Raw genomic sequence first — 16,433 nt, forward strand, 5'->3', positions numbered from 1 at the left:
GTCAAGAACGCCCCACCGGCCAGCGCTTACACTGCGCGGCCTCTTCTCCCCCCGAAGAATCCCAAATGCGCAACAACCCGATGGCCCTGGGCATCGCCAATGGCGTTGCTGCTGGCGCGCTGTGGGGCGTGGTCTTCCTCGCGCCCGCTGTGCTGCAGTCCTTCAATGCTCTGCAACTGTCCGCCGGCCGTTACCTGGTTTATGGGCTGATCGCCATCGTCCTGCTGCTGCCGCGATGGAAGCGGCTGGCCCCGCGGCTTGGCCGCGCCGAGTGGATCGGTCTCTTGTGGTTGAGCCTGGCCGGGAACCTGGTGTACTTCCTGCTGCTGGCGACCGCTGTGCAGTGGGCCGGTGGCGCGGCCGCCTCCCTGATCGTGGGGCTGATCCCGGTGCTGGTGACCCTGGTCGGCGTGCGCGAGCAGGGTGCGGTGCCGTTGAAGCAGCTGCTGCCGGCGTTGGGCCTGTGCGTGCTGGGTGTCGCCCTGGTCGGGTGGGAATCGCTGATGTCCGAGCACCTGGCCACCCCGTGGCGGCAGCGCCTGATCGGCCTGTTGTGCGCGTTCGGTGCGCTGTTCTCGTGGGCGCTGTACTCGATCGGCAACAGCCGCTGGCTGGCGCGCCGTTCCGATCTGTCCAGCCATGACTGGTCGCTGCTGACCGGTGTCACCACCGGTGGGCTGGCCCTGCTGCTGGTGCCGATGGCCTTCATCGGTCACACCGGTGGCCACACCGCGGCGCAGTGGAGCGGGTTCTGGGCGATCAGTGCGGGCGTTGCCGTGGTGGCCTCGATCCTCGGCAACGCGTTCTGGAACCGCGCCAGCCGTCTGTTGCCGTTGACGCTGACCGGGCAGATGATCGTGTTCGAGACGCTGTTCGCGCTGCTCTATGCATTCGCCTGGCAGGGGCGCTGGCCGACCTTGCTGGAAGCACTGGCCATCGTGTTCCTGGTAGCTGGCGTGATGCTGTGCGCGCACGCCCATCGCACACCACGGGCGATCGCCGAACATGCGGGCTGAATGACGTCGTCAAGCGCACCGATGCCGACTTTGTCACATATGCAACCAAATGCCAGCACGTTGACCGATGATCGGCGCAGGGGATTTTTGCAGCGCAGCACTTGACAACGACCCGGCGCCCGGTGTTTTCTGTGCGTCATGGTTCCTGATGCCGCCCACGCCAGCCTGATCGCCCCCGCCACCGCGGGCCGTTCGACTGCGCCGGTCGTCACCACCACCATTACCACCACCACCGTCACCACTGCCCTGGTGCGGCCCGTCGTCTTCGTGTAACTCCCGAAAACCACGGCCCCGCACCATACAGGTGGCGGGGAAACTCGACACCTGCATGCGACGGGGCCTCCTACCGAGGTCTGCATGTCTTCCCACGCCCCCGCCCATCCCGTTGCCCCGGCCGATCTGGCTGCGCCATCAACTGTCGTGCACAAGTTCGGTGGCACCTCGGTGGCCGATGCCGAACGCTACCGCCATGTTGCGGGCCTGCTGCTGGCGCGCCCCGAATCGCTGCAGGTCACTGTCGTTTCTGCGATGAAGGGCGTCACCGACGCGCTGATCGAGCTGGCCCAGCTGGCGGCCAAGGGCGATGAAGGCTGGCGCGAGGCCTGGCATGCGCTGCGCGCCCGCCATCGTGGCGCTGCCGTGGCCCTGTTGGGTGAGCAGGTGGGCGAGACCGTGGAGTGGATCGATGCGCGCTTCGACCAGCTGGCCGAGGTACTGGCAGCATTGGCGGTGATCGGCGAACTGCCCCGCGAGGTGCTGGACCGCGTGCAGGGCCTGGGCGAAGTGTTTTCCGCGCAGCTGCTCGGTACCCACCTGCGTGCATTGGGCGAAGACTGCGCGGTGCTCGACGCGCGCGAGGTGCTGGTGGTGGGGCACGGCGAGCTGGGTGTGGATGTGGACTGGGAAGCCAGTGCCGACCGCCTTGCCAAATGGCGCCTGCAGCATCCGCAGTCGCGCCTGGTCGCCACCGGCTTCGTTGCCCGTGACCGCCACGATCGCATCACCACGCTCGGCCGCAATGGCAGCGACTACTCGGGCGCGATCTTCGCCGCACTGTTCAACGCTGACGAACTGCACATCTGGACCGACGTCGACGGCGTGCTGTCGGCCGACCCGCGGCTGGTACCCGAGGCGGTGCAGCTGGAATCGCTGAGCTACGACGAGGCCTGCGAACTGGCTTACTTCGGCGCCAAGGTAGTCCACCCGCAGACGATGTCGCCGGCGATCCGCCTTGGCTTGCCGATCTTCATCCGCAACACGTTCCAGCCGACGCATCCTGGTACGCGCATCAGTGCCCAGCGCTCGCCGCGCGGGCCGGTGAAGGGCCTGACCCTGAGCCCCGGGCTGGCCCTGCTGAATCTGGAGGGCACCGGCCTGATCGGCGTGCCCGGTACTGCCGAGCGTGTATTCGCGGCATTGCGTCAGGCGCAGGTTTCGGTGGTGATGATTTCTCAGGGATCCTCCGAGCATTCGATCTGCTGCGTGGTGCGTGCCGCCGAAGCCGCGCGCGGCCGAGAGGCGCTGTTGCAGGCGTTCGCACATGAACTCTCGGTGGGGCATGTGCAGCGCGTGCAGGTCAGTGAGGGCGTCAGCGTGCTGGCCGCGGTTGGTGATGGCATGGCCGGCCAGCCGGGCGTTGCCGCGCGCCTGTTCGAGGCATTGGGTCGTGCGCAGGTGAACATCCTGGCGATCGCGCAGGGATCGTCCGAACGCAACATTTCGGTGGCGGTGGACAGTGCCGATGCCACCCGTGCGCTGCGGGCTGCACATGCGGGCTTCTGGCTGTCGCCGCAGACGTTTGCGGTCGGGGTGATCGGGCCGGGCAACGTCGGTGCCGCACTGCTGGACCAACTGCTGGCCGCGCGCCCGCAGCTGCTGGCCAAGGCCAATGTGGATCTGCGTCTGCGCGCACTGGCCTCGCGTTCGCGCATGCGCCTGGAAGGAGATGGCCTGCACGCTGACTGGCGGGAGGCATTGCAGGATGCGGGCGAAGCCAGCGATCTGGATCGTTTCACCGAGCACCTGCTGGCCGCGCACCTGCCGCACGCGGTGGTGATCGATTGCAGCGGCAGTGCCGAGGTGGCCGAACGTTATGAGGGCTGGCTGGCCGCCGGTATCCATGTGGTCACCCCGAACAAACAGGCCGGTGCCGGTCCGCTGGCACGCTATCAACGTATCCGCGCCGCCGCCGCTGCCAGCGGCGCGCGCTTCCGCTACGAGGCCACGGTGGGCGCTGGCCTGCCGGTGATCACCACGCTGCGCGACCTGGTCGATACCGGCGACGAGGTGCTGGCCATCGATGGCATCTTCTCCGGTACGCTGGCCTGGCTGTTCAACCGCTACGACGGCAGCCAGCCGTTCTCGGCACTGGTCGCACAGGCGCGTTCGATGGGCTATACCGAGCCGGACCCGCGTGACGATCTGTCTGGCGTCGATGTCGCGCGCAAGCTGGTGATCCTGGCCCGCGAAGCCGGTCATCCGCTCAGCCTGGAACAGGTGCAGGTGGAAAGCCTGGTGCCGGCGCTGCTGCGCGAGGGCAGCGTGGATGATTTCATGGCGCGCCTTGGGGAGTCCGACGCCAGCCTGCTGCAGCGTCTGCAGGACGCACGGGCGCGTGGCGCGGTGCTGCGTTACGTGGCGCAGCTGGGGGCGGACGGTGCCTCGGTCGGCCTGCAGGAGCTGCCAGCCGATCATGCCTTCGCCAACCTGCGATTGACCGACAACGTGGTGCAGTTCCGTACGCGCCGCTACTGCGACAACCCGCTGGTGGTGCAGGGTCCGGGCGCGGGCCCGGAAGTCACGGCGGCCGGGGTGTTCGCCGATCTGCTGCGGGTGGCTGCCGGTGAAGGGGCGCGGCTGTGATCGCACGTGCGTTCGCACCCGCCTCAGTAGCCAACGTGGCGGTAGGCTTCGACATCCTGGGGCATGCCATCGCCGGTATTGGCGACACCGTCAGCGTGCATCGCATCGATGAGCCGGTGGTGCGCATCGAGGCGATCCGTGGCAGTGCCGTCGCGCTGCCGCTGGAGGCCGCCGCAAACACTGCCGGTGCTGCACTGATGTCGCTGCGCGAAGGCCTGGGCCTGGACTTCGGTTTCGCGGTCGAGATCGACAAGGGCATTCCGTTCGGCTCCGGCATGGGCGGTTCGGCGGCGTCGAGTGTTGCCGCGCTGGTCGCCGCCAATGCGCTGCTGGAGGCACCGCTACCGCGCGAGGCGCTCTACCCGCATGCGCTGGATGGCGAGGCGGTGGCCAGTGGTGGCCGTCACGGCGACAACGTCGGCCCGCTGCTGCTGGGTGGCCTGGCGTTGTGCACCGCCGATCGCCTGCTGCCGATTCCGGTGCCGGCCAGCTGGCACAGCCTGCTGGTGCATCCGCATGCGGTACTGGAAACGCGCAGGGCGCGGCAGGCGCTGCAGGGCAGCTATGCGCTGGGGGAGTTCGTGGCACAGAGTGCCAACCTGGCGCTGGTCCTGAGTGGCTGCCATCGCAGCGATGCTTCGCTGGTGCGCGCGGGCCTGCGCGATGTGCTGGTCGAGCCACGCCGCGCTGGTCTCATTGCCGGCTTCGAGGCGGCACGCGATGCAGCGCTGTCAGCCCATGCGATGGGCGCGGGCATCTCGGGTGCCGGCCCCAGTGTGTTCGCTTGGTTCGAAGATGCCGACCAGGCCCGTGCCGCCGCTGCACCGGTGCGGGCGGCATTCGCCGCTGCCGGCTTTGACAGCGATGCCTGGGTGTCGCCGCTGGATGCGCCGGGAGCGCGGCTGTGCTGAATCCTTCCCCTCTACTGGATACCGAACCCATGCATTTCGTTTCGACCCGTGGGCAGTCGCCTGCCGTTGGCCTCAGTGCGGCAATCGCCGCGGGATTGGCACCCGATGGCGGGCTGTATGTGCCCGAGCTTCTGCCTGCCCCGCGTGAACTGCATGCTGGCACGACCCTGGCCGATACCGCTGCTGATCTGCTGGCGCCGTTCTTTGCGGGTGATTCGCTGGAAGACGCGCTGCCATCCATCTGCCGCGAGGCCTTCGACTTCCCGGTCCCGCTGCGCTCCCTCGGCGATGGCGACCACGTGCTGGAGCTGTTCCATGGTCCGACCGCGGCGTTCAAGGACATTGGTGCGCGCTTCCTGGCCGGCATTCTGTCGCGGCTGCAGGCCGGCAGGGATCGCGATCTGACGATTGTCGTCGCCACCTCTGGCGATACGGGTGCTGCGGTGGCGGCGGCGTTCCATCGCCAGCCGGGCGTGCGCGTGGTGGTGCTGTATCCGGATGGCCGCGTGTCCCCGCGTCAGGCGCATCAGCTTGGCTGCTTCGGTGACAACATCCGTGCGCTGCGCGTGGCCGGTTCGTTCGATGACTGCCAGGCCATGGTCAAGCAGGCACTGGCCGATCGCGAACTACAGGCCAACGTGCCACTGAGCTCGGCCAACAGCATCAGCCTGGGCCGCCTGTTGCCGCAGATGAGTTACTACGCACATGCGGCGCTGACCCATTACGCGGCGCATCGTCGCCGGCTCAACCTGGTGGTGCCGACCGGCAATCTTGGCAACGCGATGGCCGCAGTACTGGCGCGCGCGCTGGGCGTGCCGATCGGGCAGATCGTGCTGGCCACCAACGCCAACGCGGTACTGCCGGCGTACTTCAGTGGTGGCGACTACCAGCCGCAGGCCAGCGTGGCCACCGTTGCAAATGCAATGGACGTAGGGGCACCAAGCAACTTCGAGCGCCTGCGTTGGCTTTACCACGGAGAAGACGCCGAGCTGCGCGCTGCGTTCCGCGCGTTCGCGGTGGATGACGTGACCATCCGCGCGACGATTGCGGCTGAGCATGCCAGCAGTGGCGAGCTGTTCTGCCCGCACACGGCCACCGCAGCAAAGGTGCTGCAGGATCTGCGCAATGGCGGTGCCAAGGGTGATTGGGCGGTGGTGGCAACGGCGCATCCGGCCAAGTTCGAGGCGGTAGTCGAGCCGTTGATCGGTGGTCCGGTGGCGGTGCCGCCTGCATTGGAAGCGCTGCTGCAGCGACCGGCACATGCCGAACCGTTGGCGGCCGACTACGCGGCGCTGCGTGAGGTGTTGATGCGCTGATCTAAGGTGTCTGGGGTTGCCGGCCAGCGGCCGGCACTACCCGTGCTGCGTCCATCTGGTAGTGCCGGCCGCTGGCCGGCAACCCCATGAACCGCGATGCGGTCAGATCAACCCTTCACCGGCCAGTTCGCGCAGCCCATCTTCGTCGAGGATCTCCACCACGTTCAGGTGGGGCAGGGCGATCAGCTCCTGCTGGCGCAGTTTGGTGAAGGTGCGGCTGACCGTTTCCATGGTCAGGCCCAGATGGTCGGCGATATCGCCCCGGCCCATCGGCAGCGACACGCGCAGGCCGTCGCCCCCCAGCTTGGCCTCGCGTGCAGCCAGGCGCAGCAGGAAATCGGCCAGCTTCTCGGCCGGTTGCAGGCGTGCCAGCGCCAGCGCGGCGTCCTGGGCGGCATCCAGTTCCTGGCAGGCACGCTGCAGCAGCTTGCGCTCCAGATGCGGGAAACGGCTGCGCAGCGCCTTCATCTGCGGCAGCGCAACGCGGCACACGCGGCTGTCGGCAATGGCCTCGATGTCGTAACGATGGTGATCGCTGCCGCTCAGGCCCAGGTAGTCACCGGGCAGCACGAAACCGTTGATCTGGCGGCGCCCATCGGCCAGGGTGCGCACCAGGCGCAGTGCGCCGCCGGTCAATGTATAGACATGCTGGCGTTCCTCGCCGGTGCGGGCCAGGGTGCTGCCCATCGTCACCGGCTGCGAAACAGTGACCTGTTCCAGTGCCTGTACTTCATCGGGCGACAGCGCCGAGCACACCGCCAGGTGGCGAACCGAGCAGTGCAGGCAGTCCTGCGTGACGCAGGACGGCGAGGCGGAGTCATTGGTGGCGGGCGGAGCGCCGGAAGGCCGTGACATGTTGCGGGGGGCGTATCGCGGTCGGGGAGGGCCTTATGATACTTCAAGCGGCCGTTCGACCCTGCCCGAGGCGGGGGCGCTAGAATGTCGCCCCCTCCCACGTCCCGTTCCAGCAGGAGTTCCGCCCGTGATCAAGCCCCGTACCCCGCCCGGCACCCTTGAACTGCTGCCGCGCGAGCAGATTGCATTCCAGCGCATGCTGGACGTGATCCGCCGCAATTACGAGCGCTTCGGGTTCCTGCCGGTGGAGACGCCGGTGTTCGAGCTGTCCGATGTGCTGCTGACCAAATCCGGTGGCGAGACTGAGCGCCAGGTGTATTTCGTGCAGTCCACCGGCGCGCTGGCCAATGCGGCCGAATCGGGCGACCGCTCGCTGCCGGAAATGGCGCTGCGCTTCGACCTGACCGTGCCTCTGGCGCGCTACGTAGCCGAACACGAGCATGAACTGACCTTCCCGTTCCGTCGCTACCAGATGCAGCGGGTGTACCGCGGCGAGCGTGCGCAGCGCGGTCGTTTCCGCGAGTTCTACCAGTGCGACATCGATGTGATCGGCAAGGACAGCCTGAGCGTGCGTTACGACGCCGAAGTGCTGGCGGTCATCCACGCGGTGTTCTCGGAGCTGCGCATCGGCGATTTCAGCATCCAGCTGAACAACCGCAATCTGCTGCGCGGTTACTTCGAGAGCCTGGGCGTGGCCGAAGGCGAACGCCAGCTGGCGGTGCTGCGCGAAGTGGACAAGCTGGACAAGCGCGGCGCTGATTACGTGCGCGACACGCTGGTGGGCGAGGGCTTCGGGATTCCGGTCGAACAGGTCGAGAAGATCCTGGCCTTCGTCGCCGTGCGTTCGAAGGGCCACGATGATGCGCTGGCGCAGTTGGACGCACTGGAAGCGGCGGCGGAATCGTCGGAGACCCTGCGTGCCGGCGTGGCCGAACTGCGCGAAGTGCTGCAGCTGGTGCAGGCGCTGGGCGTGCCGGAAACCGCGTACTGCCTGAACTTCTCCATCGCGCGCGGCCTGGACTACTACACCGGAACCGTCTACGAGACCACGCTGACCGATCACCCGCAGATCGGTTCGATCTGCTCGGGCGGCCGCTATGAAGACCTGGCCAGCCACTACAGCAAGTCGAAGCTGCCGGGCGTTGGCATTTCCATCGGGTTGTCGCGCCTGTTCTGGCAGCTGCGCGAGGCGGGTCTGATCGATGGCATCGAGGCCAGCAGCGTGCAGGCGCTGGTGGCGCTGATGGACGAGCAGGGCATGCCGCAGTCGCTGGACATCGCGCGCCGCCTGCGCAGCGGTGGCATCAACACCGAAGTGCAGATGGAGCCGAAGAAGATCGGCAAGCAGTTCCAGTACGCGGCCAAGGCTGGCATCCGCTTTGTGGTGCTGGCAGGTGAGGACGAGCTGGCGCGTGGCGTGGTGGCGGTGAAGGACCTGGTGCGTGAGCAGCAGTTCGAAGTGTCGCGCGACGAACTGGCCAGCACCCTGCAGGTGGAGCTGGAGCAGTCCAAGGCGATGGCGTGACGCGGGCCGCCGCAGGGGCGCTGAGCGTGCTCCTGCTGGCGGGCTGCCAGAGTGATCCTGCACTACACAGTGCGCGGATCGGTCCGGCGCAGTACAGGCTGCAGGTTGACCGCTGCCACGTGATCGACCGCGCGCAGCTGGAGGGTGACCTGCGAACCCTGGCGGCGCGGAAGTGCCCGGCGGGAGTAGGGACGTTGGAGAACATCCACTCCCTGCCAAGCCGGCAGGGCAGCCTGTTCGGCGAATGCCTTCGGCGCGGGGCGCTGCAGGCGGAGGTTCGCTGCCAACCCTGAGTATGGCCAGAGTATTGATTTGAAAGCAGAACGCCCGCCCTTTGGTGGGCGTTCTGCGTTTCCGGCATCCGGTCCAGCGGTCAGATCCGTTTTCAAAAGGAAACCGGATCTGACCCTATGAGCCACCGGATTGACGCACTGCGCAAGAATGCGTTAATGTACTAACACGCTATTACATTGATGCAAGAGCCTTGCCTGTGAAAACCCGTCCCGACATCGCCGCGAAAGACCCTAAGGCCGACTTGCAAGCCCTGGCCCAGGCCTTTGCCGCCCTGCGCGAGCCCGAGCAGGTGGAGGCCTTCCTGCGTGACCTGTGCACCCCCGCCGAGCTGGAAGCCATGGCCGACCGCTGGAAGGTGGTGCCGCTGCTGCAGCAGGGCGTGCCGTACCGCGAGATCCACGAGCGCACCGGGGTCAGCGTGACCACCACTGGACGGGTGGCACGCACGCTCGAGCATGGCCATCGAGGTTATGCCGCCGCCATCGACCGCCTTGCTTCGCGCTGATCCGCGCCCCGTTCCGAACTTCGAGACCTCCCCCATGAGTGCAACCCAGGCAGCGCCGGCACGAGACCGGCTGCGTATCGCCATCCAGAAGAGTGGCCGGCTGGCCGAGCCCGCCCGCAACCTGCTCAGCGCCTGTGGCCTGAGCTGGCGCGAGAGTCGCGACAAGCTGTTCTGCTACGGCGAATCGCTGCCGGTGGACCTGCTGCTGGTGCGCGACGACGACATTCCCGGCCTGATCGCCGACGGCGTCTGCGACCTCGGCATCGTCGGCCGCAATGAACTGGATGAGCAGGCCGCAGCGCGTCGCCAGACCGGCCTGCCGGATGCCTACCAGGCGCTGCGCGGGCTGGGTTTCGGCCAGTGCCGGCTGATGCTGGCGGTGCCCGAGGAGTGGCAGTGGCAGGGTCCGGCACAGCTGGCCGGCACCCGCATCGCCACCAGCTACCCGGCCATCCTCAAGCAGTGGCTGGCCGAGCAGGGCGTGGACGCACAGGTGGTCGAGCTGTCCGGTTCGGTGGAAATCGCCCCGCGACTGGGTACCGCCGACCTGATCTGCGATCTGGTCTCCAGCGGTGCCACCCTGCGTGCCAACCAGTTGACCCCAGTGCACAACCTGCTCGACAGCGAGGCGGTGCTGGCCGGTGCGGCGCGCGTACCGGATGACGCCCGCGCGTCGCTGCGCGCGATGCTGCTGCGTCGCCTCGATGGCGTGGTGCAGCGCCAGGACCGCAAGCTGCTGATGTTCCGCGCCAGCGAGGATCGCGTCGACGCGCTGGCGCAGCTGCTGGCCGATGCCGAGCCGTTGGTACGGCTGCCAGCCGATGGTGGCGCGCTGCGCCTGCAGACCATGTGTCCCGGCCCGTTGAGCTGGCAGCGCATGGAAGAACTCGAACGTGCCGGTGCGCAGAGCCTGATGGTGTTGAGCGTGGAGCGGTCGCTGGCATGAACCGTCTGATCTGGTCCCGACTTGATGAGGCCGCGCGCAGCGCGGCATTGACCCGCCCGGTGCAGACCGTGGCGCAGCAGACCCGCGATGCCGTCGCCGCGCTGATCGCACAGGTGCGCGCGCAGGGTGACGACGCACTGCGCGCGATCACCGCGCGCTTCGATGGTGTCGAGCTTCCGTCCTTTGAAGTAAGCGATGCCGAATTCGCCTCCGCCGAAGCCGCCGTGCCCGCCGAACTGCGCCAGGCGATGGTGGACGCCGCTGAGCGCATCGCGCGCTTCCACGCCGCTGGCATGGGCACGGGCTATGCGGTGGAAACCGCGCCGGGCGTAGTCTGCGAACGTATGCTGCGTCCGATCGGTCGGGTGGGTCTGTATGTGCCGGCCGGCAGCGCGCCGCTGCCGTCCACCGCGTTGATGCTGGGTGTGCCGGCACAGCTGGCTGGCTGCCCGCAGGTGGTCCTGTGCACACCGCCGCGCGCCGATGGCACGGCCGATCCGGCGGTGCTGGTGGCCGCGCGGCTGACCGGCGTGCAGCGCGTGTTCAAGCTGGGCGGCGCTCAGGCCATCGCCGCAATGGCCTATGGCACCGCTAGCATTCCGGCCTGCGACAAGCTGTTCGGGCCGGGCAACAGTTTCGTTACCGAAGCCAAGCAGCAGGTGGCACAGGACGGTGCCGCCGCCATCGACATGCCGGCCGGTCCCTCTGAAGTGCTGGTGATTGCCGATGCCGGCGCCAATCCGGCGTTCGTCGCCGCCGACCTGCTGTCGCAGGCCGAGCACGGCCCCGATTCGCAGGTGTTGCTGCTGACCGACGATGCCGCGATGCTGGCGGCCGTTGAATCCGAAGTAGAGCGCCAGGTGGCCTTGCTGCCGCGCCAGCAGATCGCACGCCAGGCGCTGTCGGCTTCGCGGCTGATCCAGGTCGATTCGCTGGACGAAGCCTTCGCGATCAGTAACCGCTATGCGCCCGAGCACCTGATCCTGGCGCTGCGCGAACCGCGTGCGTGGCTGGACAGGGTGCAGGCGGCTGGCTCGGTGTTCCTGGGTGATTACACGCCTGAAGCGCTGGGTGACTACTGCAGCGGCACCAACCACGTGCTGCCCACCGCCGGTGCCGCGCGTGCCTACAGTGGCGTGAGCGTTGCCAGCTTCCAGAACCTGATCAGCGTGCAGAGCGCCAGCGCCGCCGGCCTGGCAGCGATCGGCGGCTGCGCGCGCATCATCGCCAGCGCCGAAGGCCTGGATGCGCACGAGCGTGCGGTTGCCCTGCGCATGGAGGCCGCCGCATGAGCGCCGCCATTGATGACGTGCTGGCACTGGTGCGCCCGGATCTGCAGGCCTTCGCTGGCTACAGTTCGGCGCGCAGCGCAGCGGTGCAGGGCGAGGTCTGGTTGAATGCCAACGAATCGGCGTGGGCCAATCCGGCTGACGTTGCGGGCAGCAGCCGTCGTTATCCGGAGCCGCAGCCGTTGGCATTGCGCGAGGGCCTGGCGGCGCTGTACGGCGTGACGCCGCCGCAGCTGCTGGTCGGCCGCGGCAGCGACGAGGCGATTGATCTGCTGGTGCGTGCCCTGTGCGTGCCGGGCCGCGATGGCGTGCTGGTCACTTCGCCAGTGTTCGGCATGTACGCGGTCTGTGCACGCCTGCAGGGCGCGCCGCTGATCGACGTTCCGCTGGTGGACACCGAAGAGGGCCTGCGTACCGATCTGGACGCGGTCATCGGAGCTGCCAAGGCGCAGCGTGCAAAGCTGGTCTTCCTGTGTGCGCCGTCGAACCCGGCCGGCAGCGATATCGACCTGTCCGACATTGAACGTGTGGCGGTTGCCTTGCGAGGCCAGGCGCTGGTGGTGGTGGACGAGGCGTATGTCGAGTACGCGCAGCGCGCCTCGGCGACCACGTTGCTGGCCGCTCACGCAAACCTGGCGGTGCTGCGCACGCTGTCGAAGGCACACGCGCTCGCTGCCGCGCGCATCGGCACCCTGATCGCCGCACCAGAGTTGATTGCCGTATTGCGCCGCTGCCAGGCGCCGTACCCGGTGCCGACGCCGTGCGCGGAACTGGCCGTGCAGGCACTGCAGCCGGCCGCGCTGGCACGCACCGCTGAGCGCGTAGCCACGGTCATCGCCGAGCGTGAACGCCTGCGCGCCGCACTGGTCGGCCTGCCTGACGTGCGCCGGGTGTATGCCTCGGCCGGCAACTACCTGCTGGTCCGCTTCGCTGATGCCCAGGCTGCGTTCGATACGCTGCTGGCTGCGGGCGTGGTCGTGCGTGACCAGCGCGCCGCACCGCAGCTGGGCGATGCGCTGCGCATCAGCATCGGCAGCCCCGATGAGAATGACCGCGTGCTTGCGGCCCTGTCGGCGCGGAGGGCCGCAGCATGACCCCGATCCTGTTCATCGACCGCGACGGTACCCTCATCGAGGAGCCGGCCGACTTCCAGATCGATGCTTACGAGAAATTGCGCTTCGTGCCGCAGGTGATCCCGGCGCTGCTGAAGCTGCGTGATGCCGGCTACCAGTTCGTCATCGTCACCAACCAGGATGGACTGGGCAGCGACGGCTACCCGCGTGCCAGCTTCGAGGGTCCCAACGAGCTGATGCTGCAGATCTTCGAGAGCCAGGGCATCACCTTCCGTGACGTGCTGATCGATTGCAGTTGGCCGCAGGATAATGCGCCGACCCGCAAGCCGGGCATCGGCCTGATGACCGCCTACCTGCAGGACCGCAGCATCGACTGGGCGCGCTCGGGCATGGTGGGTGATCGCATCACCGACCTGCAGTTCGCCGACAACCTCAACATCCGTGGTTTCCAGCTGCGCACCGAGCAGTTCGGTGGCGAGTGGGACTGGCCGGGCATTGCCCATGCGCTGGCCGACGCGCCGCGCACCGCGGTGGTCCAGCGCAATACCAAGGAAACGAAGATCCGCGTTGAACTGGACCTGGATCGCGCGGGCGATGCGCACATCTCCACCGGCCTGCCGTTCTTCGACCACATGCTGGAACAGATCGGCAAGCATGGCGGCTTCGCGCTGGACATCCAGGCCGAGGGTGACCTGCACATCGACGAACACCACACCATCGAAGACACCGGTCTTGCATTGGGCCAGGCGCTGCGCGAGGCGCTGGGCGACAAACGTGGCATCGGCCGCTACGGCTTCACCCTGCCGATGGACGAGACGCTGGCCAGCGCTGCGCTTGACTTCAGTGGCCGCCCGTATTTCGTGTTCGAGGGTGAGTTCAAGCGTGAGCGGGTGGGCGATATGCCGACCGAGCTGGTACCGCATTTCTTCCGCTCGCTGTGCGACGCCAGCGGCCTGAACCTCAATCTGCAGGTACGCGGCGACAACGATCACCACAAGGTGGAAGCCTGCTTCAAGGCGCTGGCGCGCGCGCTGCGTCCGGCGCTGGCCCGCCAGGGCACCGCACTGCCTACCACCAAGGGGGCGCTGTGAGCGAGATCGCGCTGATCGATGCCGGCGGTGCCAATCTGGGCTCGGTGCGCTATGCATTGGAGCGCCTGGGCGCGACGGTGCGGCTGGTGCGCGATGCAGACGGTCTGACCGGTGCGCAGCGGGTGATCCTGCCCGGCGTCGGCGCCGCCGGTCCCGGCATGCAGCGCCTGCACGCGCAGGGGTTGGTGGAACCGTTGCAGCGACTGGAGGTGCCGTTGATGGGCATCTGCCTGGGCATGCAGCTGCTGTTCGAGCGCTCCGAGGAGGCGGGCGTGGAAGCGCTGGGGCTCATTCCCGGCGTGGTGCGCAAACTGGTGCCGGCCTGTGGCATCCGCGTGCCGCACATGGGCTGGAACCGCCTGCTGCCATTGCGCGAATCGCTGCTGCTGCAGGGTGTGCCGGAGCGCGCCAGCGCCTACTTCGTGCACAGCTATGCGGCGCCCCTCAATGCGCACACGGTGGCCGCATGTGACCACGGTGGCCTGTTCACCGCGGTGGTGGAGCAGGGGCGCTATTTCGGTGCGCAGTTCCATCCCGAACGCTCCGGCGATACCGGTTCGTTGATGCTGCGCAACTTCCTTGAGGGCACTGCTGCATGAGTTTCATCGTCTACCCCGCGCTGGATATCCGTGATGGCCGCGTGGTGCGGCTGCGCCAGGGCGACTACGCGCAGGAAACCTCCTATGGCGACGATCCGTTGCAGCGTGCGCAGGTTTTTGCCGCGCAGGGCGCGCAGTGGATGCATCTGGTCGACCTGGACGCCGCGCGCGCCGGTGGCTACACCCTGGCACCGCTGCTGTCGTCGATCCGCGCGCAGACATCGCTGCAGGTGCAGACCGGCGGCGGCGTGCGTGGCCGCGACGATGTGGCGCGCATTCTCGATGCCGGCGCGGGCCGCGTGGTGGTCGGCTCGCTGGCGGTGCGTCGCCCCGATGAAGTGGTCGGCTGGCTGGAAGAGTTCGGTGCCGAGCGCATCACCATTGCCCTCGATGCCCGTCAGGACGCACAGGGACAGTGGCAGCTGCCGGTGCACGGCTGGACCGAGAACGCCGGGGTGACCCTGGATGACCTGGCCCAGCGCTACGCACGCGCCGGCATGCGCCACCTGCTGTGCACCGACATTGCCCGTGACGGCATGCTGGCCGGACCCAACATCGGCCTTTACCAACACCTGTCGGCATTGCTGCCGGGTGTGGCCGTGCAGGCCTCCGGTGGCATCCGTGACGTGGCCGATGTGGCCCAGGCGCGTGCCGCCGGCTGCGGCGGTGCCATCCTTGGCAAGGCTCTGCTGGAGCAGCGCATGGATCTGGCGGAGGCGCTGGCATGTTGAGCCGTCGCATCATTCCCTGCCTGGACGTGCGCGATGGCCGCGTGGTCAAGGGCGTGCGCTTCCGCGACCATGTCGACATGGGCGACATCGCCGAGTTGGCACAACGCTACCGTGACCAGGGGGCCGACGAACTGGTGTTCTATGACATCGGCGCCAGTCCCGAGGCACGCTCGGTGGACGTGGCTTGGATCGAGCGCATCGCGCGGTTGATCGACATTCCGTTCTGCGTGGCCGGTGGCATCGACAGCGTGGAAACCGCGCGTCGCGTGTTGTTCGCCGGTGCCGACAAGGTGTCGATCAATTCGCCCGCGCTGGGCCGCCCCGAACTGATCACTGAACTGGCCGACGAATTCGGCGTGCAATGCGTGGTGGTCGGTGTCGACTCGGTACGCGAGGCTGATGGCCAGTGGCGGGTGCGCCGCTTCAGCGGTGATCCGGACAAGACCCAGGCGGTGCCGCTGCGCACCCTGGACTGGATTGTCGAGGCGCAGCGGCGCGGCGCTGGCGAGATCGTGTTGAACTGCATGGACAGCGATGGCGTGCGCCGTGGCTACGATATTGCACAGCTGCAGCAGGCGCGGGCGCTCTGCCAGGTGCCGTTGATCGCCTCCGGCGGTGCTGGGGCGATGGAACACTTCGCCGAGGCCTTCGACCAGGCTGATGTTGACGGTGCGCTGGCGGCCAGTGTGTTCCACAGCGGCGCCATCGCCATTCCAGAATTGAAGCGCTACCTGCGCGGGCAGCAGATCGAGGTGCGGGATGTCTATTGAAGTGAAGCCGTCATTGGACGCGCTGCAGGCGCTGGACTGGGGCAAGGGCGACGGCCTGCTGCCAGCGGTGGTGCAGGATGCCGACACCCTGCAGGTGCTGATGCTGGGCTATGTCAGTGCCGAATCGCTGGCGGCCACGCTGGCCATCGGCCACATGACCTTCTTCAGCCGCAGCAAGCAGCGGTTGTGGACCAAGGGCGAGCAGTCCGGCAACGTGCTGGTGGTGCAGTCGATCAGTGTCGACTGCGATGCCGACACGCTGCTGGTGATGGCGCGCCCGGCCGGACCGACCTGCCACACCGGTGCCGAGAGCTGTTTCGACCAGGCGCCGAAGGACTTCCTGGGCGGGCTGGGCCAGCTGGTGGCGATGCGTGAGGCGCAACGCCCGCCGGGCAGCTACACCACGAGCCTGTTCGAGGGTGGCATTCGTCGCATCGCGCAGAAGGTGGGCGAGGAGGGCGTGGAGACTGCCCTGGCGGCGGTGGCGCAGGATGATGAGGCGCTGCTGGGCGAAGCCTCGGACCTGCTGTACCACCTGCTGGTGCTGCTGCGCGCGCGCGGCTTGTCGCTGGATGATGCGCGCGCGGTGCTGGAACAACGTCATCGTTGATGGCGCGGTAGTGCCGGCCGCTGGCCGGCAAGCCCCGGAT

16 protein-coding genes are annotated in these 16,433 nt (G+C 67.8%); 15 read left to right on the forward strand and 1 reads right to left on the reverse strand.

The features are described 5' to 3' along the window. Positions 1-65: 65 nt before the first annotated feature. The 5 genes from ABR323_RS12210 (at position 66) to thrC (ending at position 6,105) form a co-directional block, all read left to right on the forward strand. Positions 66-1,016 (forward strand): DMT family transporter, encoded by a 951-nt coding sequence (locus tag ABR323_RS12210; protein WP_439449508.1) that lies wholly within the window; start codon positions 66-68, stop codon positions 1,014-1,016. Between the two features lie 138 nt (positions 1,017-1,154). Then, the gene (locus ABR323_RS12215; RefSeq protein WP_439449509.1) at positions 1,155-1,289 is read left to right on the forward strand and encodes a hypothetical protein; all 135 of its coding nucleotides are present in this window, start codon (positions 1,155-1,157) and stop codon (positions 1,287-1,289) included. Between the two features lie 84 nt (positions 1,290-1,373). Further along, a complete protein-coding gene (gene thrA / locus ABR323_RS12220) occupies positions 1,374-3,878 on the forward strand; it encodes a bifunctional aspartate kinase/homoserine dehydrogenase I (RefSeq protein WP_439449510.1) in 2,505 nt (834 codons plus the stop codon). After that, entirely contained in the window at positions 3,875-4,789 is a 915-nt protein-coding gene (locus ABR323_RS12225; protein WP_439449511.1) for a homoserine kinase, read from the forward strand. The genes thrA and ABR323_RS12225 overlap by 4 nt, the downstream gene beginning before the upstream one ends. Before the next feature lie 29 nt (positions 4,790-4,818). Next, a complete protein-coding gene (gene thrC, locus ABR323_RS12230; RefSeq protein WP_439449512.1) occupies positions 4,819-6,105 on the forward strand; it encodes a threonine synthase in 1,287 nt (428 codons plus the stop codon). 102 nt (positions 6,106-6,207) lie between these two features. Here the strand turns inward: thrC and ABR323_RS12235 are convergent, their stop codons facing one another. Further along, entirely contained in the window at positions 6,208-6,960 is a 753-nt protein-coding gene (locus ABR323_RS12235; RefSeq protein ID WP_135273410.1) for a Crp/Fnr family transcriptional regulator, read from the reverse strand. 127 nt (positions 6,961-7,087) lie between these two features. Between ABR323_RS12235 and hisS the strand changes: the two genes are divergently transcribed. The 10 genes from hisS (at position 7,088) to hisIE (ending at position 16,393) form a co-directional block, all read left to right on the forward strand. Further along, entirely contained in the window at positions 7,088-8,485 is a 1,398-nt protein-coding gene (gene hisS / locus ABR323_RS12240) for a histidine--tRNA ligase (RefSeq protein WP_439449513.1), read from the forward strand. Positions 8,486-8,975: 490 nt separating this feature from the next. Next, positions 8,976-9,284, forward strand: a complete 309-nt coding sequence (locus ABR323_RS12245) for a YerC/YecD family TrpR-related protein (protein ID WP_439449514.1) — start codon at positions 8,976-8,978, stop codon at positions 9,282-9,284. 34 nt (positions 9,285-9,318) lie between these two features. After that, positions 9,319-10,230 (forward strand): ATP phosphoribosyltransferase, encoded by a 912-nt coding sequence (gene hisG, locus ABR323_RS12250; protein WP_439449515.1) that lies wholly within the window; start codon positions 9,319-9,321, stop codon positions 10,228-10,230. Then, a complete protein-coding gene (hisD, locus tag ABR323_RS12255) occupies positions 10,227-11,522 on the forward strand; it encodes a histidinol dehydrogenase (protein ID WP_439449516.1) in 1,296 nt (431 codons plus the stop codon). Before hisG ends, hisD begins: the two co-directional genes overlap by 4 nt. Beyond that, entirely contained in the window at positions 11,519-12,613 is a 1,095-nt protein-coding gene (hisC, locus tag ABR323_RS12260; RefSeq protein WP_439449517.1) for a histidinol-phosphate transaminase, read from the forward strand. The genes hisD and hisC overlap by 4 nt, the downstream gene beginning before the upstream one ends. Then, positions 12,610-13,683: a bifunctional histidinol-phosphatase/imidazoleglycerol-phosphate dehydratase HisB gene (gene hisB, locus ABR323_RS12265; protein WP_439449518.1), complete on the forward strand. Its 1,074-nt coding sequence runs from the start codon at positions 12,610-12,612 to the stop codon at positions 13,681-13,683. Before hisC ends, hisB begins: the two co-directional genes overlap by 4 nt. Further along, on the forward strand, positions 13,680-14,282 hold the full coding sequence (gene hisH, locus ABR323_RS12270) for an imidazole glycerol phosphate synthase subunit HisH (RefSeq protein ID WP_439449519.1): 603 nt from the start codon (positions 13,680-13,682) through the stop codon (positions 14,280-14,282). Before hisB ends, hisH begins: the two co-directional genes overlap by 4 nt. Next, positions 14,279-15,013 carry a 1-(5-phosphoribosyl)-5-[(5-phosphoribosylamino)methylideneamino]imidazole-4-carboxamide isomerase gene (gene hisA, locus ABR323_RS12275; protein ID WP_439449520.1) on the forward strand — a complete coding sequence of 245 codons (735 nt, stop codon included), beginning with the start codon at positions 14,279-14,281 and terminating at the stop codon, positions 15,011-15,013. Before hisH ends, hisA begins: the two co-directional genes overlap by 4 nt. Beyond that, positions 15,007-15,783 (forward strand): imidazole glycerol phosphate synthase subunit HisF, encoded by a 777-nt coding sequence (gene hisF, locus ABR323_RS12280; RefSeq protein ID WP_439449521.1) that lies wholly within the window; start codon positions 15,007-15,009, stop codon positions 15,781-15,783. Before hisA ends, hisF begins: the two co-directional genes overlap by 7 nt. Beyond that, the gene (hisIE, locus tag ABR323_RS12285; RefSeq protein ID WP_439449522.1) at positions 15,773-16,393 is read left to right on the forward strand and encodes a bifunctional phosphoribosyl-AMP cyclohydrolase/phosphoribosyl-ATP diphosphatase HisIE; all 621 of its coding nucleotides are present in this window, start codon (positions 15,773-15,775) and stop codon (positions 16,391-16,393) included. The genes hisF and hisIE overlap by 11 nt, the downstream gene beginning before the upstream one ends. The last annotated feature ends 40 nt before the right edge of the window (positions 16,394-16,433 follow it).

The organism is Stenotrophomonas sp. ATs4 (genome assembly GCF_051861585.1).
GTDB lineage: Bacteria > Pseudomonadota > Gammaproteobacteria > Xanthomonadales > Xanthomonadaceae > Stenotrophomonas > Stenotrophomonas maltophilia_AS.